Source organism: Pseudomonas sp. WS 5146 (assembly GCF_012985495.1).
Lineage (GTDB): Bacteria > Pseudomonadota > Gammaproteobacteria > Pseudomonadales > Pseudomonadaceae > Aquipseudomonas > Aquipseudomonas edaphica.
Window position 1 is genome coordinate 521,771 of the sequence record NZ_JAAQWL010000001.1, and the last position, 21,845, is coordinate 543,615.

At 58.3% G+C, this 21,845-nt stretch carries 21 protein-coding genes and 1 tRNA gene; 4 read left to right on the forward strand and 18 right to left on the reverse strand.

The annotated features are described in order from the left end of the window. Positions 1-76 precede the first annotated feature (76 nt). The 6 genes from HBO41_RS02280 to HBO41_RS02305 form a co-directional block, all read right to left on the reverse strand. Positions 77-979: a LysR family transcriptional regulator gene (locus HBO41_RS02280; protein WP_222933961.1), complete on the reverse strand. Its 903-nt coding sequence runs from the start codon at positions 977-979 to the stop codon at positions 77-79. 35 nt (positions 980-1,014) lie between these two features. Beyond that, the gene (locus HBO41_RS02285) at positions 1,015-1,749 is read right to left on the reverse strand and encodes a cysteine hydrolase family protein (protein ID WP_169985006.1); all 735 of its coding nucleotides are present in this window, start codon (positions 1,747-1,749) and stop codon (positions 1,015-1,017) included. Positions 1,750-1,798: 49 nt separating this feature from the next. Continuing rightward, the gene (locus tag HBO41_RS02290; RefSeq protein WP_169985008.1) at positions 1,799-2,419 is read right to left on the reverse strand and encodes a cysteine hydrolase family protein; all 621 of its coding nucleotides are present in this window, start codon (positions 2,417-2,419) and stop codon (positions 1,799-1,801) included. Between the two features lie 487 nt (positions 2,420-2,906). Next, positions 2,907-3,773 (reverse strand): patatin-like phospholipase family protein, encoded by an 867-nt coding sequence (locus HBO41_RS02295; protein WP_169985010.1) that lies wholly within the window; start codon positions 3,771-3,773, stop codon positions 2,907-2,909. Between the two features lie 76 nt (positions 3,774-3,849). Further along, positions 3,850-4,455, reverse strand: coding sequence for an RNA polymerase sigma factor (locus tag HBO41_RS02300; protein WP_169985012.1), 606 nt, complete (start codon positions 4,453-4,455; stop codon positions 3,850-3,852). 442 nt (positions 4,456-4,897) lie between these two features. Next, positions 4,898-4,987, reverse strand: a tRNA-Ser gene (locus HBO41_RS02305). A 336-nt stretch (positions 4,988-5,323) separates the two neighbouring features. Between HBO41_RS02305 and HBO41_RS02310 the strand changes: the two genes are divergently transcribed. The 3 genes from HBO41_RS02310 to HBO41_RS02320 all read left to right on the forward strand — a co-directional run bounded on the left by HBO41_RS02310 (position 5,324) and on the right by HBO41_RS02320 (position 8,291). Beyond that, entirely contained in the window at positions 5,324-6,016 is a 693-nt protein-coding gene (locus HBO41_RS02310; protein WP_169985014.1) for a crotonase/enoyl-CoA hydratase family protein, read from the forward strand. 428 nt (positions 6,017-6,444) lie between these two features. Continuing rightward, on the forward strand, positions 6,445-7,185 hold the full coding sequence (locus HBO41_RS02315) for a 1-acyl-sn-glycerol-3-phosphate acyltransferase (protein ID WP_169985016.1): 741 nt from the start codon (positions 6,445-6,447) through the stop codon (positions 7,183-7,185). 134 nt (positions 7,186-7,319) lie between these two features. Then, a complete protein-coding gene (locus HBO41_RS02320; RefSeq protein WP_099548771.1) occupies positions 7,320-8,291 on the forward strand; it encodes a magnesium and cobalt transport protein CorA in 972 nt (323 codons plus the stop codon). Here HBO41_RS02320 and HBO41_RS02325 read toward each other — a convergent pair. The 3 genes from HBO41_RS02325 to HBO41_RS02335 form a co-directional block, all read right to left on the reverse strand. Continuing rightward, positions 8,288-9,013 carry an amidotransferase gene (locus tag HBO41_RS02325; RefSeq protein ID WP_017138323.1) on the reverse strand — a complete coding sequence of 242 codons (726 nt, stop codon included), beginning with the start codon at positions 9,011-9,013 and terminating at the stop codon, positions 8,288-8,290. The genes HBO41_RS02320 and HBO41_RS02325 overlap by 4 nt on opposite strands. A gap of 215 nt (positions 9,014-9,228) precedes the next feature. Continuing rightward, entirely contained in the window at positions 9,229-11,376 is a 2,148-nt protein-coding gene (locus HBO41_RS02330; RefSeq protein WP_169985018.1) for a 3-hydroxyacyl-CoA dehydrogenase NAD-binding domain-containing protein, read from the reverse strand. Between the two features lie 16 nt (positions 11,377-11,392). After that, positions 11,393-12,598, reverse strand: coding sequence for an acetyl-CoA C-acetyltransferase (locus HBO41_RS02335; protein ID WP_169985020.1), 1,206 nt, complete (start codon positions 12,596-12,598; stop codon positions 11,393-11,395). A gap of 648 nt (positions 12,599-13,246) precedes the next feature. On the opposite strand from HBO41_RS02335, the gene HBO41_RS02340 reads away from it, so the two are divergent. After that, positions 13,247-14,053 carry a cytochrome c gene (locus HBO41_RS02340; protein ID WP_017138326.1) on the forward strand — a complete coding sequence of 269 codons (807 nt, stop codon included), beginning with the start codon at positions 13,247-13,249 and terminating at the stop codon, positions 14,051-14,053. 121 nt (positions 14,054-14,174) lie between these two features. On the opposite strand, the gene HBO41_RS02345 is transcribed toward HBO41_RS02340, so the two are convergent. The 9 genes from HBO41_RS02345 to HBO41_RS02385 form a co-directional block, all read right to left on the reverse strand. Next, positions 14,175-14,978 (reverse strand): transglutaminase family protein, encoded by an 804-nt coding sequence (locus tag HBO41_RS02345; protein ID WP_017138327.1) that lies wholly within the window; start codon positions 14,976-14,978, stop codon positions 14,175-14,177. After that, entirely contained in the window at positions 14,975-15,925 is a 951-nt protein-coding gene (locus HBO41_RS02350) for an alpha-E domain-containing protein (protein WP_017138328.1), read from the reverse strand. The genes HBO41_RS02345 and HBO41_RS02350 overlap by 4 nt, the downstream gene beginning before the upstream one ends. 3 nt (positions 15,926-15,928) lie before the next feature. Continuing rightward, positions 15,929-17,338, reverse strand: coding sequence for a circularly permuted type 2 ATP-grasp protein (locus HBO41_RS02355; RefSeq protein ID WP_169985022.1), 1,410 nt, complete (start codon positions 17,336-17,338; stop codon positions 15,929-15,931). Between the two features lie 413 nt (positions 17,339-17,751). Next, on the reverse strand, positions 17,752-18,093 hold the full coding sequence (locus tag HBO41_RS02360) for a ribonuclease E inhibitor RraB (protein ID WP_003193463.1): 342 nt from the start codon (positions 18,091-18,093) through the stop codon (positions 17,752-17,754). 213 nt (positions 18,094-18,306) lie between these two features. Further along, the gene (locus tag HBO41_RS02365) at positions 18,307-18,543 is read right to left on the reverse strand and encodes a hypothetical protein (RefSeq protein WP_026013791.1); all 237 of its coding nucleotides are present in this window, start codon (positions 18,541-18,543) and stop codon (positions 18,307-18,309) included. Between the two features lie 103 nt (positions 18,544-18,646). Then, positions 18,647-19,252, reverse strand: a complete 606-nt coding sequence (locus HBO41_RS02370; protein WP_017138332.1) for an START domain-containing protein — start codon at positions 19,250-19,252, stop codon at positions 18,647-18,649. Between the two features lie 41 nt (positions 19,253-19,293). After that, complete coding sequence (locus HBO41_RS02375) at positions 19,294-19,548, reverse strand: YkgJ family cysteine cluster protein (RefSeq protein ID WP_017138333.1); 255 nt, start codon at positions 19,546-19,548, stop codon at positions 19,294-19,296. A gap of 161 nt (positions 19,549-19,709) precedes the next feature. Further along, positions 19,710-20,201 (reverse strand): hypothetical protein, encoded by a 492-nt coding sequence (locus tag HBO41_RS02380; RefSeq protein ID WP_017138334.1) that lies wholly within the window; start codon positions 20,199-20,201, stop codon positions 19,710-19,712. A gap of 115 nt (positions 20,202-20,316) precedes the next feature. Next, the gene (locus HBO41_RS02385; protein WP_017138335.1) at positions 20,317-21,756 is read right to left on the reverse strand and encodes a PLP-dependent aminotransferase family protein; all 1,440 of its coding nucleotides are present in this window, start codon (positions 21,754-21,756) and stop codon (positions 20,317-20,319) included. Positions 21,757-21,845 lie beyond the last annotated feature (89 nt).

Consider the following 21,845-nt stretch of genomic DNA (forward strand, 5'->3'; position numbering starts at 1 on the left):
TCTCCCGAAATCAGGGGTTCGATTGCCTCGCACGGAGTGCGTGACGAGACTCAAATAAATCTGTCCTTTTCCTTTCTCAGACAGCGGCTTTAGCATCCACCTGGTAAAAATCCGCCATGTAATCCACAAACGCCCTGACCTTGGGCGCCAAGTGCCGGGATTGCGGGTACAGCGCGTAATAACGCCACTCGCCCATCGAGTAGTTGGGCAGGATGGGCACCAGTTGCCCTTGCGCCAGGTTGTTGCGCACCGTCGCATGCGTAAAGCAGCCGATGCCGGCGCCGGCCAGTGTGGCGGCGTGCAAGGCAGTGATGGTGCTGGTCTTGAATTGGCCTTTGGGCGTGACGCTCATGGTTGCACCACGGGCCGAGGTGAGTTGCCAGTCTGATGCCTCCCCGACAAACCTCAACAAGCGGTGCTCGTCGAGTTCCTGGGCGGTGCGCGGTAAACCGTGGGTGTGGATGTAGGCAGGCGACGCCACCAGCACGCGTTTTGAAACGGTGAGAGTGCGAGCGATCAGGGTGGTATCGCCCAGGGCGCTGGCGATGCGGATGGCGACATCAAAGCCCTCAGCCACCAGGTCAACGAATTTGTCGTCGCAGCACAGCTCAAGTTCGATATCGGGAAAACGCTTCTGAAACCCCGGCAGCCAGTGCGGCAAATCCAGCGTGCCCACCACCAGCGGCACACTGACCCGCAACAGGCCTTCGGGGCGCTGATGCCCCTGTGCCATGGCCTGGGTAGCTGCATCGAGGCGGTCAAGAATATCGACACAGGCTGCGAAGTACTGCTCCCCAGGGCCGGTCAGGCTGAAACGTCGGGTATTGCGGTTGATCAACTGAACGCCCAGTTCAAGTTCCAACTGCTGCAACTGCCGAGATATCGTCGAGTGGGTGGTGTCCAGCCGCTCTGCCGCAGCAGAGAAGCCCTTGGCCTCGACAATGCACCGAAAGGCGCGCATGGCAGATAGCTGGTTCATGAAGCGGGCGTTACTCCAATGAGTGATCAGGCTGATCAGTGAACCGGCAGGGCAACGATTTGTGCGGTGGTCAGCACTGAACCGAAAGTGTCTTCGATCTCGGCCAGCGCCGAATCATGCAGCTCGTCCTTGGTCACCGAACGCCCATTAGCGCGAGTGATGGCGCGGGTTGCCGTAGCGTCGGATGCTACCACAACGTCGTAGCCCAACGGCGTGGCGTCGCGGGCTGCAGCGGCGACACAGGCGTGAGTCATGAGGCCGGAAATGATCAGCGTCTTGATCCCGGCGTTCTTCAACTGGGCATCAATATCGGTGCTGGCAAACACGCTGACGGTGGTTTTCTGAATCACCTTATCTTGTGGGCGCTGCTTCATCAGCGGATGGAAATCCACGGTCTTCCCATCTTTGGCAAATACTGCGGCGCCATTTGGAACGATGTGCTGCACGTGGATCACCTGGATGTGTTCCTTGTCTGCGAATGCAATCAGGCGCTGGGTGTTTTCGAGGGCTTTCATGCCATCCGGGATCGGCATGCGGCCGGTGTAGTACTCATTCTGGAAGTCGATCACCAACAGTGCGGTGGTCTTGGCGTCCAGTTTGTCAGTTGGCTTGGCACCGAACATGGCGCGAATGGTTGGGTGTGGGTTAGCCGGTGCCTCGGCGGCGGCAGCAAACTGGCCGAGGCCCATCATCAAGCCCAGGCCGATGACGGCAGATTTGAACAGCTTGGGCAGAAGGCGGCTCGATGGAGTGGCGAATGTGCGAGTCATGATGCAGTCCTGTTTGACGAGTTGAATTAGGGTGCTGAAAGGCCGACCGTTAGCGCACAGACAAGCCGATGACTTGGGACGTGGTCAGCACGTCACCAAAGGTGTCTTCAATTTCAGCGAGTGCCGAGGCATGCAGTTGGTCCTGGGTCACCGACTCACCGTTGGCACGGGTGATTGCCCTGGTTGCCGAGGCATCGCTAGCAACCACAATGGCGTAGCCCAATGCCGCACCATCACGGGCCGCACCCGCGACACAGGCGTGAGTCATCAGGCCGCAGATGATCAGGGTACGGATGCCCTGGTGCTGAAGTTGGTTGTGCAGGTCAGTGCTGGCGAACACGCTGACGCTGGTCTTCTGCACCAGTGTGTCTTGAGCGCGCGGCTGCATCAGTGGGTGGAAATCGACGGTGTTGCCGTCCTGGGCAAACACTGCAGAACCGGCTGGCGCGAGGTGCTGGATGTGAATGACCGGGATCTTCTGCTGGTCGGCGAATTCGATCAGGCACTGGGCGTTATGTAACGCGGTGGCGCCGTCGGGGATCGGCATCTTGCCGTTGAAATATTCGTTCTGGAAATCGATGACCAACAGTGCGGTGGTGGCTGGATCAAGCTGGGTGACGGGTGTTGCGCCAGACATTGCGCGGATGGTCGGTTGAGAGGGGTTGGTCATTTGTGCGTTTCCTTAAACCGTGACGGGGTGAGTGGCGTCGAGTTTAAGGGGGGCTTTCATGTTTGAAATACACACAGGAATGAACAATATCTGTGCAAAAACTGCACATTTATTGCGAAATAAACCGGTCGTGTCCAGCTAATATCAGGCAGTTAAGAGGTCACTTTATTGTGGCGAGCAGGCCACCCCTGTGTTGATCCACGAAGCGGTGTAAGCACTTTCTTACTGGCCCACCAAGAGAAGTGAGCGATTGAATAAATCCGTCCCGTTTTTCAGTGTTAGCCAGTTGAGGTGGGATTGGTATACCAGCCATACCGGATCTGGTATCCACGCTCACAAAAAAGCCCCCCACACTTGGCTTCGATGTGGGGGGCCTGTTTTATATAAGTGGCGTTATTCGAATTTCGCTTTCAATCTAACTTTCGTGAACCGTCGCAATCGGCCAATCGAAACCGACCGATCGCTTCTAGAAACCCGGGCTATTTACCTATATCTGGGTGTGGGTGTGAGCCTGTAACGAATCCGGCACACCAGTGCGAATTAACCCACCTTCCTCAATCCACGTTTGGGTCGACTGGTAAGCGCGCTTTAGGAGCTGATCTGTTTGGCTGAAATCGAATACCGAAGCATTTAATGGGCACAAGGGCGCAACAACGTGAATAGACGCCCGCGGAGCGTACAACTCAATATCACGTACCAGTTGACGCATGCTCATTAAATTGAGTGTGTGCAAGGCTAATGCAACGAGCCCGATCGGCGGATTAGGGCAGGCACAACCGAAACCAGTTGGTACCACAACAACACGAGTGGCCCCTAGTGAGATTGCACTGGCAATAGGTGTGTTGCTAGCCACGCCACCGTCAATTAAGAGTTTGTTACTTATTCGGACGGGTGGAAACACCAGCGGGATTGCTGCACTGGCGAGTAAGGCCTGTTCAGCACTGCCACTGGAAAGTAACTCTTCAGCACCGCTGAGCAGATTGGTGGTGACGATATACAAAGGCAACTCAGTATCTTCGATCAATTTCACCGGCAGCGACCGGCGCACCAGGTGTTGTAACGCTGAAGCGCGTAGAAGATATCCACGACGTCGCAATATTGCCGTCAGGGTGTCGATTACAGAAAATGGAAACACATCCGCCTTTCGCAAACCCCGCCAGAAGTCAGCGAGCTCAGCGATCCCCTGCGCATTCGGCCTGGCTGCGAAATACGCACCATTGATGGCCCCGACAGATGCGCCGACCACCAGATCGAATCTAATGCCGTCTTCCACAAGAGCTTGCAACATTCCAACCTGAACCGCACCGAGGCTACCGCCACCTGCGAGAACGAGTGCAGTTTTTACAGTCGCCATGGCAGACCTCCAGTGGAAATCTCAGTACCATTTTTCGAGTGCCAACATCCAGGCAGTTGGGAAATCACCATGATGCTCACATATCAAAAACAGACTGGTACTCCGCAATTGCCGAAAAAACCTTTAAACGCGCTCGGTGCAAAAGCACTCTTACGTTAGTCAGCGATATTCCGAGGAGCGTAGAAATTTCATCCAGCTCCAATCCAGAGCGCTCTCTCAGTATCAACACGCTTCTTTGCAGATCCGGTAGCGCCTCAAGAGCAACGTTAATTCGAGTATATAGCTCGGATTCGCTCAGAAGTGCTTCGGGGCTATCTTCATGCAACGCCCCAGGCGAAGTGTAGGAAAGATCATCTACAAATAAAACGCTTCTTCCTTCAACCCAAGAGGTACATGGGATACAGTTCGATTCACTGCGCCGAGCTTTGTATCTACATTTCGCCGTATTCGACGTGATCCTTAGCATCCAGGTTTTTAAGCTGGATCGTCTCTGAAATTTCCCCATGCCTCTCACAATCGCAAGCCATGCATCTTGCACTACATCGTCCGCATGGCGCGGCCCCACGATTCCATAAGCTATGGCCCTCATTGCGCCCTGATGCGTGCACACCAAATCACGATATGCGTCTTGTTCTCCGCGCAATAGGCGGTCCAAAAAATGAGCGTCATCCGTGGCGTTCATGGCAGTACCTGACTGTGGTCCTATCATGATCGTAGCTGTCCTTGGCAGGAATGATGGTTCGGATCAAGAAATGCCTGAACCGCTCATCGCACTGCATCGCTTGATGATCTCGGATACTCATCGCACTCGAGCCCTCAAGAGGACATACGGATCAATCCCTCCGCTGGATGCACAGCACAGAGAATCAAATAAGGGAGGAGATTAGGTATGGCAATGAATCGCCTTTGCTTTGATTGACACCATTGAGTTGCAGCTACCTGCCAAAGTTAGCCAACCGCATACCCAATCAACGGCGCAGAGATGCAATGCATCTCGCGAACAAAAAACACACCAAAAATGCGCACTAGTCCCATGACGGCCCCATGGGGCTATTTTTTGGACGCCAAAAACCACAAACCCCCGACTTTCACTAGGAAAATCAGGGGTTTGTGTTTGTAGAATGTGGCGGTGAAGGAGAGATTCGAACTCTCGATACAATTTCTTGTATACACACTTTCCAGGCGTGCTCCTTAAGCCACTCGGACACTTCACCGTATCTCGTCAAACCAGTTCAGTCTGTCGAGGCGCGCTAATGTAGTCGAAAGCCTTTCTGATGGCAAAGGTTTTTTTCAGAATTTTCATGCGCTTAGACGGTTATGCCGTGACTCGCCCGGCGAGGGGTGGTGAATCTGCCATTCTTGGGCATCGGTTGCGGGCGTCTGGCGCGGCGGCTGTGCCCTGCTGCGGGCCGTCTACCCTTGGGAATGCGGGAAAAGTCTGACTGTGTAGTCAGTCACGGCGCTTTACCGGGGCGGGCGTGGTGGGTAACGTCTGCGCATGCGCTTCTATTAACAGCCTATCTATAACAATTCCTACAAGGAACCGCGTCATGAGTGACCTGATTGCCTACCACCTCGAAGACGGTATCGCGACCCTGACCTTGAGCAACGGCAAGGTAAACGCCATTTCTCCAGCAGTGGTTGCTGAGTTCAACGCTGCGCTGGATCAGGCCGAGAAGGATCGGGCGGTGGTGATCATCACCGGCACGCCGGGGATTCTGTCGGGTGGTTATGATTTGAAGGTGATGACGGCCGGGCCTAAAGAAGCCATTGGCCTGGTGACATCGGGTTCGACATTGGCGCGGCGCCTGTTGTCGCACCCGTTCCCGGTGATTGTGGCGTGCCCTGGGCATGCGGTGGCCAAGGGGGCGTTCCTGCTGTTGTCGGCGGACTACCGGATTGGTGTGGAAGGCCCGTTCAGCATTGGCCTGAACGAAGTGGCGATCGGCATGACCATGCACCACGCCGGTATCGAGTTGGCGCGGGATCGTCTGCGTAAATCGGCGTTTCATCGTTCGGTGATCAATGCCGAGATGTTTGATCCGCAGGGCGCGTTGGGCGCTGGCTTCCTGGATAAGGTGGTGGCGCCGGAGGAGTTGCACGCAGCGGCCCTGGAGGCTGCGCGGCAGTTGAAGAAGATCAATATGAACGCCCACAAACACACCAAGTTGAAGGTGCGTAAGGCACTGTTGGAAGCCTTGGATGATGCAATCATTCAGGATCAGGGCCACAACCTGGGCTAATGCCCTATAGCTGAGTAGCTAAAGGCAACATCTGTTCTGAGCGGGCTGTTGTGGCGAGCGGGCTTGCCCCGCGTTGGGCTGCGCAGCGGCCCCAGTAAAGGCACTGAGGTTTCGCCTGAAAGAACGCGGGGCCTGGTTTTGGGGCTGCTTCGCAGCCCAACGCGGGGCAAGCCCGCTCGCCACAGAATAGGTGGCCACCGTTAATAATTGTGAAGATACCTAAAGCTGATGTGCCAAAGCCCGACCTTGAGTCGGGCTTTTTCTTACAAATAAATCCGAAACGTCTTTAGCCGCTCTAGTCGGGCTATGTCGGCGTACGTTGAAACATGTGCTTAAACATCGCCCATCTCCTACGTCTGTAGGGGCAATTGCCGAATACAGTGCACATCCGTACACTGCGCCACCTTTTGTCCCGATGGGCTGTGTCGATGCTTTTTCTGTTACGTATGTTGTTGATGGGCCTGCACTTTATGGTCGCCGGGGTATTGGGCGTGCTGTTGGGTGTGTGCCGGCCGTTCAACCCGGACAACAGCCGCCTGTGTGCTCGTCTCTATGCGTTGCCTGCCATGCGTATCCTGGGCTTGCGCCTTAAGGCTGATGTCGACTCGCTGCGTAACAAGCCCGGCACCTGTGTGGTCATCGCCAACCATCAGTCCAACTATGACCTGTTTATATTCGGCAATGTGGTGCCCCATCGCACCGTGTGTATCGCCAAAAAGAGTCTGAAGTGGGTGCCGTTGTTCGGCCAGTTGTTCTGGCTGGCGGGCAATGTGTTGATTGACCGTGGCAATGCACACAAGGCGCGCCGGGCGATGCTTACGACCACACAGACCTTGCAGAATGAGGACACCTCGATTTGGGTGTTCGCCGAAGGCACACGCAACTTGGGTAACGGCTTGCTGCCGTTCAAGAAGGGCGCGTTCCATATGGCGATTGCGGCTGGCGTACCGATTGTGCAGGTGTGCGCCAGCACTTACGTCAAGCATATGCAGCTCAATCGCTGGAACAGCGGTGAGGTGCTCATACGCTCGTTGCCGCCGATTCCTACCGTCGGGCTGACTTCGGATGACATCCCGGCGTTGATGCAGACGTGTCAGGCGCAGATGGAGGCATGCATTGCCGAGATGGACCATGAGCTGCAAACCGCTTGGGCACCTGCGCCTTTGTGATTGCTGGGGGGCTTCGCCCCCAGCGCAAGCGAGCTTGCTCGCCACAAAAAGCTGACCTCTGCACCGCAACAAGGGAACGCCATTCAGGCTAAGCTGCCCAACACCTGTCCTCCTAATAAGAAGCGATCAGCACCATGGGTAGAGTTGTTGCGGCAGCCGTTTACAGCGCCGGTAAGAAAGTCACGGATATCACCCTCGACGAAGGCGCCGCCTGGGCCGCCAAACCCGACCATTTTGTGTGGATCGGCCTGGAAGAGCCCAGCGCCCAGGAGCTGGCCAACCTGCAACGCCAGTTCAACCTGCATGAACTGGCCATCGAAGACGCCCTGGAAAAACACAGCCGCCCCAAGCTTGAAACCTTCGGCGATGCGCTGTTTATCGTCACCTACTCACCGGTGCGCGAAAACGGCAAGCTGGAGTTTATCGAGACCCATATCTTCGCCGGCAACGGCTACATCATCACCGCCCGCAACGGCCACTCGGCGTCCTACGGTTTTGTGCGCCAGCGCTGTGAGGCGCGGCCATTGTTGCTGGAGCATGGGGAAGATTTCGTACTCTATGCGCTGCTGGATTTCGTCACCGAAAACTACCAGCCGGTGAGCGAAGCGATCCACGCCGAGATTGATGAGTTGGAGCGCAACGTGCTGTGCAGTTCCCTGAGCGAGCACGATATTCAAAACCTGCACGGCCTGCGCCGCGATGTGCTGCGGCTTAAACGTTATGTGGCGCCGATGGTGGAGATCAGCCAGGAGCTGCAGAAGCTCAGCTTCCCATTTATCGACAAGAATATGCGCCCGTATTTTCGCGATGTGCAGATCCACGTGACGCGGCAGATGGAGGACCTCACTACCCTGCGCGATATCGCCAGCCAGACCATCGAAATCGGTGTGTTACTGGAGGCTTCGCGGCAAAGCGTGGTGCAGCGCAAGTTCGCCGCCTGGGCGGCGATTCTGGCATTCCCCACGGCGGTGGCGGGGATATATGGGATGAACTTCCAGAACATGCCCGAGCTGCAATGGCACTACGGCTATTTTGCGGTGCTCGGGTTTATTGCGGTGGGCTGCACGAGTTTGTGGGCTAGCTTTAAACGCTCGGGCTGGCTTTAAGCCGCAGCCTCTGGCTTGTGGGCGACAAAGCGCATCATCCATTCAGCCACGGTGGCACCGTGGTGGTCACGCGCAAGGCTGGCCACGCCGTGGGTGTAGACCTTTTCGCCCAGGGTTGTCTGAAGAATCTCCAGTAACTCACGGGAATAGTCGTGGATAAACTCCGGGTGGCCCTGGAAGCACAGCACCTGGTCTTCGATGTGGTACGCGGCATACGGGCAAAAATCGCTGGAGGCGATCACCGTGGCGTTGTCCGGCAGCGCGGTGACCTGGTCCTGGTGGCTGATCAGCAAGGTCAATTCTTCCACCACCGGGCTCATCCACGGCGCCTTGGCGTTGAGCTTGTAGTCGTGGATGCCCATGCCCCAGCCTTGGCTGGCGCGTTCGGTCTTGCCGCCCAGCAGCAGCGCGAGTAACTGGTGACCGAAACACACGCCCAGCAACTTGTCGCCACGCTCGTAGCGCTCAAGCACGTAGGTTTTGAGGGTTTGGATCCACGGGTCGGTGCCGAAGGAATCGGCCTTGCTGCCGGTGATCAGGTAGGCGTCAAACACCTCGTCAGCAGGCGGGTATTCGCCCTGCACCACGTTGTAGATGACGAATTCGGCGGCAATCGGTTGCTTGGAGAACAGGCGCTTGAACATCTGCCCGTACCCTTGGTATTGATCGATCAAGCCTGGACGCAGGATATCGGTTTCCAGGATACAGACGCGTAGCGACATAAAAAATACCTGACACGGTGATGGGAATAATGCACAGCCCAGAGCCTGCCTTGAAACACCCCAGCAAAGCAAGTCCCGCCGCGTGACGACCTGTGGGAGCGGGCTTGCCCGCGATAGTGGTGTGTCAGCCACTGCAAATATCGGCTGATATGACGCTATCGCGGGCAAGCCCGCTCCCACAGGGGTTCTCCATCATTCAAAACAGGGCGGTTTGATCAGGCAAATAGTTCACCCCGTGCAGCCTTCTCAAGCAACAACGCTGGCGGTGAGAACCGCTCGCCATATTGCTCGGCCAGGTAACGCGCCCGGGCAATGAAGTCGTTCAGGCCATACTGGTTGATAAACTGCAGCGCACCGCCACTCCACGCGGCAAAGCCAATGCCGAAGATAGAGCCCACATTGGCATCCGCCGTGGACATCAACACGCCCTCCTCCACGCACCGCACGGTTTCAATCGCCTGAATAAACAGTAAACGGTCGCGCACATCCTGCGCTGAGATCTGTTTGCCGGGTTGTTCAAAGCGGGTTTTCAGCTCGGGCCACAGATGCTTGTGCCCGCCTGCGGGGTAGTCGTAAAAACCGCCGCCTGCCGCCTTGCCCGTGCGTTTGTATTCATTCACCAACAGATCGATCACAGCCGTCGCCGGGTGAGCCGGCACTTGCTTGCCTTCGGCTTGCAGATCCTTCGCCGTCTGCTGTCGGATATGGCTCATCAAGCTGAGGGACACTTCATCCGACACCGCCAACGGCCCCACCGGCATACCGGCCTTGCGCGCTTCGGTTTCGATCATCGGCGCTGCCACGCCTTCGCCGAGCATGGCGATGCCTTCGTTGGTGAAGGTGCCGAACACCCGCGAGGTGAAGAAGCCGCGGCTGTCGTTGACCACTATCGGGGTTTTCTTGATTTGCAGTACGAAATCAAAACCTCGGGCCAGGGTTTCGTCGCGGGTGTGTGCGCCCTTGATGATTTCTACCAGCGGCATCTTGTCGACGGGGCTGAAGAAATGCAGGCCAATGAATTGGCCTTGATCGGGCACCGCTGTTGCCAGGCCAGTGATGGGCAAGGTGGAGGTGTTGGAAGCGATCACGGCATCGCTGCCGACCACGCTTTGCGCCGCCGCCGTGACTTTGGCTTTGAGTTCACGGTCCTCATACACCGCTTCGATGATCAGGTCGCAGCCGGCCAGGTCGGCATCGGAGGCCGTAGGATGAATCCGCGCCAAGGTGCTTTCCCGCTGTTCGGCGGTCGATTGCCCACGACTGACTTTCTTGTCCAGCAGCGCGGCAGAATGCGCCTTGCCCTTCTCGGCCGCCGCCAGGTTGATGTCCTTGAGCACCACCTCAACGCCCGCACAGGCACTCACATACGCAATGCCCGCGCCCATCATCCCGGCGCCCAGCACGCCCACCTTACGCGTGACATAAGGGGCAAAACCTTTCGGCCGTGAGCTGCCGGCGTTGATCTCATTGAGCTGAAACCAGAAGGTGCCAATCATGTTTTTCGCCACTTGCCCGGTGACCAACTCGGTGAAGTAGCGGGTTTCGATCAGGTGCGCAGTGTCGAAATCCACTTGGGCGCCTTCTACAGCCGCACAGAGAATTTTCTCCGGCGCGGGGAAGCAGCCATTGGTTTTACTGCGCAAAATCGACGGCGCGATGGCCAGCATCTGCGCAACTTTTGGATTTGACGGCGTGCCGCCGGGGATCTGGTAGCCCTTGTTGTCCCACGGTTGTTTGGCCTCGGGATTGGCCAAAATCCAGGCGCGGGACTTGGCCAGCAGCTCATCGCGATCCGCCGCCAGCTCATTGATCAAACCCGCCTGCAACGCCTGCTGCGGCCGCACTTTTTTACCTTCCAGCAAATACGGCAAGGCCTTTTCCAGCCCCAGCATGCGCACCATGCGCACTACCCCGCCGCCGCCCGGTAATAGGCCCAGGGTGACTTCCGGCAGGCCAAGCTGGGTAGATTTGTCATCCAGCGCAACGCGGTAATGACACGCCAGGCAAATCTCCCAACCGCCGCCCAGCGCTGCGCCATTGATCGCGGCCACCACCGGTTTACCGAGAGTTTCCAGGCGCCGCAGTTGCGCCTTCAACACCAGCACGCTGTCGTAGAAAGCCTTGGCGTGGGCTTTGTCGACTTTGATCAGTTCATTGAGGTCGCCACCGGCGAAAAAAGTCTTCTTCGCCGAGGTGATAACCACGCCGGCGATGTTGGCCTTTTCCGCCTCAAGGCGTGTGACGATGGCCGCCATGGCCTCCCGGTACACGCCGTTCATGGTGTTGGCGCTCTGGCCGGGCATGTCGAGGGTCAGCACCACAATCTGGTCCTGGCCTTTTTCGTAACGAATGGCTTCGGTCATGACAAATTCCTTGGGCTCAGAGGCGTTCGATGATGGTGGCGATGCCCATGCCACCGCCGACACACAGGGTGGCCAGGCCGTAGCGCTGCTGACGCACCTCCAGCTCGTCGAGCAGGGTGCCGAGGATCGCGCAGCCGGTGGCGCCCAGCGGGTGGCCCATGGCGATGGAGCCGCCGTTGACGTTGACTCGGGCGGCGTCGATGCCCATGTCTTTGATGAACTTGAGAACCACAGAAGCAAACGCTTCGTTGACTTCGAACAGGTCGATGTCTTCAACGCGCAGACCGGCTTTGGCCAACGCCTTGCGCGTCGCCGGTGCGGGGCCGGTGAGCATGATGGTCGGGTCGGTGCTGGTCACCGCCGTAGCGACGATGCGCGCCCGTGGTTGCAGGCCCAATTCACGGCCCTTGGCCTCGGAGCCGATCAGCATCAACGCAGCGCCGTCGACAATGCCGGAGCTGTTGCCGGGCGTGTGTACATGGTGGATACGCTCCACATGGCTGTAGACCCGCAGCGCGGTGGCGTCGAACCCCATCTGCCCCATCATTTCGAAGCTTGGCTTGAGCTTGCCGAGGCCTTCGAGGGTGGAGTCACCACGGATAAATTCATCATGGTCCAACAGCACGATGCCGTTCTGATCCTGCACCGCAATCAGCGACTTGTTGAAGGAACCGTCTGCACGAGCCCTGGCCGCTTTCTGCTGGGACTGTAGGGCGAAGGTGTCGACGTCCTGGCGGGTGAAGCCTTCGAGTGTAGCGATCAGGTCCGCACCAATGCCTTGTGGCGTGAAGTGGCTGTGCAGATTGGTCTGCGGGTCGAGCACCCAGGCGCCGCCGTCGCTGCCCATAGGCACGCGGGACATGCACTCGACACCGCCGACCACCACCAGGTCTTCGAAGCCCGAGCGCACTTTCATTGCGCCAAGGTTCACCGCTTCGAGGCCCGAGGCGCAGAAGCGGTTGATCTGCACGCCAGCAACGCTGACGTCCCAGTCGGCCACCAGTGCAGCGGTCTTGGCAATGTCGGCGCCCTGGTCACCCACCGGGGTGACGCAGCCAAGGACGATGTCATCTACCTGGCGCGTGTCGAGGTCGCTGCGTTGCGCCAGCGCCGTCAGCAGGCCCGCCACCAGGTTGACCGGTTTGACGCTGTGCAGGGCACCATCGGCCTTGCCTTTGCCACGGGGCGTACGTATCGCATCAAAGATCAAAGCTTGGGTCATGACATCCTCGAGCAGCCAGTGCGTGTGTGCCTACCTTCAGGCCCGATTGACACGGTTTCAATGACCGATGCGCTCATTGCTTTTGACCCCCTCGCTCGGACGAACGGTAGGCAGCTATGGGAAACCGCTGATTAATCGTTTTAGCTGTCTAGCCCTAGGGCTGGCGCCAAGATGGCACTAAGCCTCATGCCGTTTTTAGCGCAAATACTGATTAGCTGATATGAAATGGATCTAAGCCGCGAAGAACGAGGGCTCTAAGGTTGAATCAGTAGGAAGCTGCTGCCGGGTTTTGCTGGGGCAGTTGTAAGAAAAGTGCAACGTCACATCGCGATACTGAAATTTATCGGCACGCATTTGACGCTCAGGAATAACAACAAAAGGCAGTCAGCCATGTTTAAACATTCGAAAGTACGTCAGGCGGGACTTATTCTGTTCGCCACCACACTGATTCTGATCCTGCCCAATTTAACCAAGGTTATCGGGTGACGATTCAGCCTCCAGATTCCGTGCACACACAGCACCAGGACTGCAGCTTTTGGCAGCACCTGCCAGGACATTGCGCATAGCGGTCCTGTTGCAGGGGCTGTCTTTTTGCGCGCAGCTTTCCGGTATTGTGGGCGCCACCGCCACCTAGAACCGGGCTCTCCCTTGAAACCGATCCTTGCCTTCCTCGCTTTGCTGTTGGCCCTGCCGGCAACGGCCGCGCAATTGACCATCGAACTCGACCACACCCGCAAGACCTGGCAGACCGCTGAGCTGCTCAAGCACCCGGATGCGCAGACGGTGCAGATCGTCGATGACGTTTCCTACAAGCGCACTATGACCTATCGCGCCGTGCCGCTGGCCTCTCTGCTACCGGGTCTCACGCCTGCGAACCATCTGCAAGCCGTGGCCCTGGATGGGTTCGCCGCAGAACTGACAGCCGCGCCGCTTCTGGAGAAACACGGTGCCCGCGCCTGGCTGGCAGTGGAAGACCCGGCCCAGCCGTGGCCTGCACTGGCAGACGGTAAACCGAGTGCCGGGCCGTTTTATCTGGTATGGACCGACCCGCAAGCCGGGCATATCAGCCCTGAACAGTGGCCGTTCCAGGTGTCCGAGATCAAGCAATTGAAGACGGTGGCTGAGCGTTTTCCGGCCTTGTTGCCTGACCCGAAGTTGGCGGCGAATGACCCGGTCAACCAGGGCTTTGCGCTGTTTCAGAAGAATTGCCTGGCGTGTCATCGGCTCAATGGCGCCGGCGATGCGCAGGTGGGGCCGGACTTGAATATTCCCTACAACCCCACCGAGTATTTCAGCGGGGATTTCCTCAAGCGTTACATCCGCGACCCGCAGAGCTTGCGGCATTGGCCACAGGCGAAGATGCCGGCGTTTAACGCCAGTGTGCTGCCCGATGGCGAGTTGGATTTGCTGGTGGGGTACTTGAAGCATATGGCGGGGCGTAAGCAACAACCCTAAGCCCATCACAAATCCAATGTGGGAGCTGGCTTGCCTGCGATAGCGGCCTGCCAGCCCGCACAGGTGTAGCTGACCCACTGCTATCGCAGGCAAGCCAGCTCCCACACTTAAAGTGCTGTGCCTATTGCTGCTGCACCGAAATCACCGGCGTCGGCGCCACGAACACCTTGGCATGCATTTGCTCATGCCCACCGCCTCTGCGCATACCGCGCACCGGGCAGGCGTCGAGGTAATCCAAACCTACGGCCAGCTTCAAATGCCGCTCCGGTCGGGCCAGTTGGTTGGTCACATCAAAGCTGTACCAGGCGTCATCCAGCCAGGCTTCGGCCCAGGCGTGGCTCGCCAGGTGCGTGCTGTCTTCGGTGTACAAATACCCCGACACATACCGCGCAGGTATCCCCAGGCTGCGCGCGCAGGCCAGGAACGCGTGGGTGTGGTCCTGACACACGCCTGCACGCCCGGCAAAGGCCTGGGCCGCGCAGGTGTCGACTTCGGTGGCGCCAGGCGTGTAGACCATTGATTGGTTGAGCGCGTGCATCAGGTCGATCAACGCGTTGCGATCGCGACGTTGCTGGCAGTGCTGTTGCGCAAAACCCAGCAATGCTTCATCGGGTTCTGTCAGGCGCGTGCTGCGCAGGAACGGAAACGCTGACTGGCTCTCGTGTTCCGCCTCGCGCAACTCGTCGATATCCACCTGGCCTCGGGCGCCAATGATGATCGCATCGTGGGGCTCATCCAGGGTCAACACGTGCAGGATATTGCCGAACGGGTCGACCTGCGCGCGCACCGGGCGCGGCAAATCCAGCTGCCAGCTGATCACATGCTGGCGCTCGCTGTCGTGGGGCGTAAGGCGCAGGTACTGAATGCTGGCGCGCACCTGGTCTTCGTAGTGGTAGGTGGTTTCGTGGCTGATGGAGAGTCTCATGCGGCCTCCAGGTAGGAACTGTAAATGGCGTCGCCCAACTGGCGCACCAAGGGGATGAAGTCGGTCAGCCAGGCGTGCAGGCCTTCCTCGATGATTTCGTCAATAGCGGTAAAGCGCAGGCGCGCGTCCATCTCGGCGGCCAGGCGCTGGGCCGGACGGCCGTTGATGCCGGGCAGGCTGGCGAGGATCTGGTCGATCTCTTCGCTGCACGCCCTTAATGAGCGCGGGACGTCGGCGCGTAGCAACAGTAATTCAGCCACTTGCCGGGCGCCGGGCGCGTCGCGGTAGATCTCGGTGTAGGCCTCGAACGACGACAAGGCGCGCAGCAGGGCGCTCCACTGATAGTAGGCGTGGGCCGTGCCGTCGGTGACGACGGCTGCTTGGTCACCGGCCATTTCGTAGCGAGCGTCAAGCAGCCGCAGGGTGTTGTCGGCGCGTTCGATAAAGGTGCCCAGGCGAATAAAGCGAAACGCATCGTTACGCATGATGGTGCCGTAGGTGGCGCCCCGGAACAGGTGCGAGCGCTCCTTGACCCATTCACAAAAACGGCTCATGCCATAACGGCTAAGCCCTTGCCGGGCGATATCGCGAATATCCAGCCAGGTGGTGTTGATGTTTTCCCACATGTCAGCGGTAATTCGCCCGCGCACCGCATGGGCGCTGGCCCGCGCGGCGCCGAGGCAGCTGTAGATGCTCGCCGGGTTGGCCGCGTCCAGTGCGAAAAAGTGCAGCAGGCGCTCGGCATGCAACTCACCGTGACGCGCGTGGTAATCATCGAGGGTGCCGGTGATCAGCAGCGGCATGGCCAGTTCGTGCAGGCCATCGCCGCGTCCATCCTGGGGCATCAGCGACAGCGAATAGCTGACATCAAGCATGCGCGCGAGGTTTTCCGCGCGCTCCAGGTAGCGAGACATCCAGTACAAATCCGAGGCAGTTCTACTCAACATGGTTCAATCCTCGACCACCCAGGTGTCTTTGGTGCCGCCGCCCTGGGACGAGTTGACCACCAGCGAACCTTCACGCAGCGCTACGCGGGTCAGGCCGCCGGGGACCACGCGGGTTTCCTTGCCGGACAAGACGAACGGGCGCAGGTCGATATGCCGTGGCGCGATGCCGTTTTCAACAAAGGTCGGGCAGGTGGATAAACACAGGGTCGGCTGGGCGATATAGGCGTGGGGTTTGGCCTTGATACGGGCGCGGAAGGCTTCGATTTCCGCCGCAGTGGAGGCTGGGCCGACCAGCATGCCGTAGCCGCCGGAGCCTTGGGTTTCCTTGACCACCAGCTCCGGCAAGTTGGCCAGCACGTGGGACAATTCATCAGGCTTGCGGCATTGAAAGGTCGGCACGTTCTGCAGAATAGGCTCTTCATCCAGGTAAAAACGGATCATCTCGGTGACAAACGGGTACACCGATTTGTCATCCGCCACCCCGGTGCCGATCGCATTGGCCAGCACTACATTGCCCGAGCGGTATGCGGCCAGCAGGCCGGGCACGCCGAGCATGGAGTCGGGGTTGAAGGCCAGCGGGTCGAGGAACGCATCGTCGAGGCGACGGTAGATCACGTCCACCGCCTTGGGACCGTCGGTGGTGCGCATGAACACACGGTCATCACGCACAAACAGGTCGGCGCCCTCCACCAGTTCCACGCCCATCTCACGAGCCAAAAAGGCATGCTCGAAAAACGCACTGTTGAAACGCCCCGGTGTCAGCACCACCACGCTTGGGTTATCCAGTGGGCTTGAGCTTTTCAGGGTGTCGAGCAGCAGGTTGGGATAGTGGTCGATGGGCGCAATGCGCTGGGCCGCAAACAGTTCCGGGAACAGGCGCATCATCATCTTGCGGTCTTCGAGCATGTAGCTCACACCGCTTGGCGTGCGCAAATTGTCTTCCAGCACGTAGTACGTGCCGTCACCGTCGCGCACGAGGTCGACGCCGGAGATGTGGGAATACAGATCACGGTGCAGGTTCAAGCCCTGCATGGCCAGTTGGTATTGGTCATTGGCCAGCACTTGTTCGGCGGGGATGATGCCGGCCTTGATGATGCGTTGCCCGTGGTACAGGTCGGCCAGGAACAGGTTCAGCGCCTTGACCCGTTGAATGCAGCCACGCTCGACCATCCGCCATTCACTGGCGGGAATGCTGCGTGGGATGGTGTCAAACGGGATCAGGCGCTCGGTGCCCTGCTCGTCCCCGTAAAGGGTGAAGGTGATGCCGGCACGGTGGAACAGCAAATCGGCTTCACGCCGACGTTGCGCGAGCAGTTCGGCGGGCGTATCAGCCAACCAGCGGGCGAACTCGCGGTAATGGGGCCGGACCTGCCCTGCCCCGTCGTACATTTCATCGTAATAAGTGCGGGTCATGCCGTACTCCTTGTCACTCGGACGCAAGCCGTGTTGCAAGGCCCGCGCCATCGGCATAAACACTTAAAAATCAGTGAGTTGAATAAATAACGGAATCCACTCGCACCTTCCTGGTGCGCAGAATGCCCGCCGTCACGCCCCGCGCTTCATCGTAATGCGGGTTTTGACTATCAACAGCATAGCCAGAGTTGATTTCACTGCCCGCCCACGCTTGCGGATAATCACCCCCATCGGCTGAACAGGACACGTCCTACAGTTTCAGCGAACCGCTCTTCCCTTTGGGCCACCCTGTTTGGGTGGCTTTTTTTTGGTGCAAGAAAAGTGAGGTGGCGGTTAGGAGATTTCATACAGCACACACAAAAACGGCCGACCCTAAGGTCAGCCGATACGCTGCTTTACTCATACAAATCGCACTACATGGGTAACCCACGCACCTCCTGCTTGACGCCCCATCCCTCGATGATGCCGCCCAGCGGTTCCACCACCGCCTCAAAGTCTTGCTCGAAGTCTCCTATGCCGTCGTAGGTTGCGAACATGATTTTGCTCAGTTCCAGGTACCAGGCGCCATCGTCGCGCGCGCTGACCTGGGCATTCAGGGATTCCCCGCGAAAGCGACCCGCAGCCCTGCGCGCACGTTCCTCATCCGGGAAAATGGCGTAGAACTCGATGGGGTGAAAACGCGAGAAGTCGAACCCGCCTTCTTTCATCCGGCGCAGTACGTTGGTGCTGATGTCTTCTTGATAGGCTGTGCTCATGAAACGTCCTCCTCAAACCGATGGATAGACTTTCCGTGCTTCCCGAAGCCCGCGCCCTACTGGCGCGGGAGCTACGACAAATACAACACCGTTGGAAAACAAGCCTGTAGCTGACAAGACCAGACCTTAGCGATTCATTCGCTGATCTCAATTGCAGAGTAGCGCGAAGCTATCACCTCCACCAGAGGGGTTTCGTGGTCCTACAGGAAATGTTCAGGCGGCGGGTGAGATGTCGAGGATTTGAATGCTGTTCTGATCTTTGAGGATCTTGACCGTCGGCTCGGGCTTGCGGCCCTCCAGGTCATTGAGATCAAGTTCGGCGGCCACGGGCACGAGCTTGTTGCGGATCATGTGTGCCGCATCTTCGAGGCTGGGCTTTTGCGCGCAGGCGAACTGCTCCACGGTCTTTACACCGTGATCATCTACGAAGGTAATCTGCCACGTTTGCATCGGTGCCTCCTCGATAAAGCCCATGTGTGGGCTCACATCTATCTGGACCTTGAGCGGTCGGCAAACGTTCCACTCAAGGCCTGAGGCACCGGATCAACTGCGCTTATTTTTCAGCGTGTTCTTTCAAGGCTTTCAAGGTGTTAAACGGTGCGTCCACCACGAACTTGTTGGCCAGCCACGATGGCACGCTGCCGCCTGGCTCGGTGTGCACCTGGTAAGTGACTTCGGTCTGGTTATCGCCCTTTGGCACCAGTTTCCAGTAACCGTCCACTTGGGCTACGCGCACGTAACCTTTGACTTCGGGCTGATAAGTCGGCACTTCCAGCAGTTTGCGGGTCACGGTGCCGTCGGCGGCCTTGGAAGTGGTGATCTCCAGGATCGAGTCGCGGTCGGTCACCGGAAACGGCGCCTTGAACTGGGTGTAGGTCCAGCTCTTGTCACCTTCGGTCTTGAGCAGTTTTTGCGATTTGCATTCGTGGATCCAGGCGCAGGCACCGGCCACGTCTTCCTGCAGGGCCTGGATCTTGGCGACGGGGGCTTTGATCAGGGTGACACCGCGATAAGCCTTGTACTTGGAGCCGGCAATTTCGCTCAAGGACACTTTGATACCGTCTTCGTCCTTGGCGACTTGCCAATCTTCAGCCTGGGCAGTGGCAGCAAACAACACCGTAAAACCGCACAACACAGCCAATCGTTTCAACGAACCCATTGTTGTATTCCTTATTTTTGAAGTTCCGATAGTAAAGCCCATCAAGCCGCCGTCATCTGCTCCCACCAGCCGATCAAACGGATCGCATCGGCCTGATCATTGCCGCACACCTCAAGGTCTGCCTTGAAATCACTGCACACCGCCGGCCGCTCCGGTTGCCCGAACAGCTGGCATAGCTGTTCGACCGACAGGTGCAGGCAACGTTCTCCCGCAGGTTTGCCATTGGGCATTCCCGGTAACGGTGAACTGATGGAGGGGGCAATGCAGCATGCGCCACAGCCTTCACGGCATTTCATGACCGGCAGGTCCTCGACGACTCAATATGGATGGCCGGGCTAGAGTACGCCCTTAAACAGCCGTTTTAAAATGGTCTAACAGGGGTTTTTCGCACAAAACAAAAGTGACCGACCAGTCTGCGACAGATGGTCGAGGGCGTGCGTCACCTAAGCGCGCAATTTTATTGCTTGAATTCGAAATCCAGCGCAGCGCCTTCAATGTCGCGGCGCTCTTCGTTACGCAGCTGCAACTGCATCTGGTTGCTCAGTAGGCGGCCATTGATCTGGAACGCGCTGTTGTCGGTGGGTTTTTCCGCAAACATCGGCGGCAACAGCGGCACACTCTTGGGCTTAGGCATAGTGCCGAGGGGCTGCAAGTGCCTGACCATTTCGGTTGGCAAGGACAGGTCCAACTGTGCCGGTGGCAGTTTGGTCTGGGCTACTTCGTGGGCAGATTTGGATTTACTCGCCACCGGTGCACGTTTTTTCACGACGCCGGTTTTTTTCTTGGCCGCCGGGGCTTTTTTAACCGGCGCCGGTTTCTTCGCCGAAGTCTTCTGCTGGGTATTGGCTGCGGGCTTGCTTTCAGTCACGGGGGCTGCCGCCAGGACGGTGCCGACGTTACACAGACTCAACAGGCCAATTACCACAACAGCACGAAAAATAGAGGTCATATTGCCTACAGCATTAACGGCAGAGGGCCATATGCTCGCTTGTTGAACGCGGCATGACAAGCCTGCTGATCAGTCGGTCAACATGAGTGTCCCCTTTACGCGCCTCAGCCCTGGTTCAAAACCCGGCCGCAGTTTCCTGGCACAACTGGCTGGCCAACATCCCCAGCGTCATCAGCGCCCGCTCTGCCTCACGGTTCCACGGCGTGCCGCAGTTAAGGCGAATACAGTGGTTAAACTGTTCCGTATTACTGAAGATGACTCCCGGTGCAATGCTGATGCCCTGCTGCAGCGCACGCACGTGCAGTTCCTGGGTATTGACCCTGCCGGGCAAACTGACCCACAGGATAAAGCCGCCGGTCGGCCGAGTCATCTGCGTGCCTTCGGGGAAATACTGCTGCACCGCCAGCTGGAATGCGCTGAGGTTCTTGCGGTATTCCTGGCGGATGTAGCGCAGGTGCCGGTCGTAGCCACCGTTCTCCAGGTACGCCGCCACACCCATCTGGGTGACGCTGCACGCCGAGTGGGTGCTGAACATTTGCAGCCGCTGGATTTCCTGCTGGTACTTGCCGGCAATCATCCAGCCGATGCGCACGCCGGGGGACAGGGTTTTGGAGAAACTCGAGCAATAGATCACCCGATCCAGGCGGTCATAGGCTTTGAGCGCCTTGGTGCGGCCCAGTTCGAACATCAGCTCGCCGTAGATATCGTCCTCGACGATCTGGATATCGAAATCCGAGGCCAGGCGCAGCAACTGTTTCTGCCGTTCCTCGGGCATGGTCGCGCCCAGCGGATTGCTCAGGCGCGTGGTCAGCACCAAGGCCTTGATCGACCATTGGTTGGCCGCCAGTTGCAGCGCCTCAAGGCTCATGCCCGTAGCCGGGTCGCTGGGGATCTCGATGACTTTGAGGCCCAGCAGGTCGGCCAGTTGCAGCAAGCCGTAATAGGTCGGTGATTCAGCCGCGATGAGGTCGCCCGGACGGGTCAGTACGCGCAACGACATCTGCAACGCATCAACGCACCCGTGGGTGATCACCACTTCGGAGGGGTCCACTACCACGCCAGCATCGCGCATGCGAATCGCCACCTGGCGGCGCAATGGTTCAAAACCCGGGCTGAACATGTAGCTGAAGGCCCGCGGGCTTTGGAAGCGCGTGACCTTGGCCAGTTGCTGGTGCAACGCGCGCACCGGCAAATAATCGACACTCGGCACGGCCGCACCCAGCGGAAATACGCCTTCGCGGCGCGACTCGACCAACACCTGCTGGATAATGCTGCTGCGGGTGACCAACCCCGGACGCTCAACCCGGGCGATATCCGGCGTCGGCGCCGTGAGCGCAGGCGTCTGGTGCACGTAATAACCCGACTGCGGCCGCGCGCGGATCAGCCCCTGGTCTTCCAGGTTCGCATACGCCTGCAACACCGTGGCGTGGCTGACGTTGAGCTGTGAGCTCATCTTGCGCACCGAAGGCACGCGCTCGCCGGGTTGATAGACACCGCGCCGGATGTCCTCAGCCAGTTGCTGGGCGATACGTTGGTAAAGCAACAGATTGGTCATGACGCAGCACTCGATTTCACGGGTATTTTATTTTTGTGTGAAACATACCGGCACAGTTTAGAAGTGTACGGGGACAGTTGCCACAATAG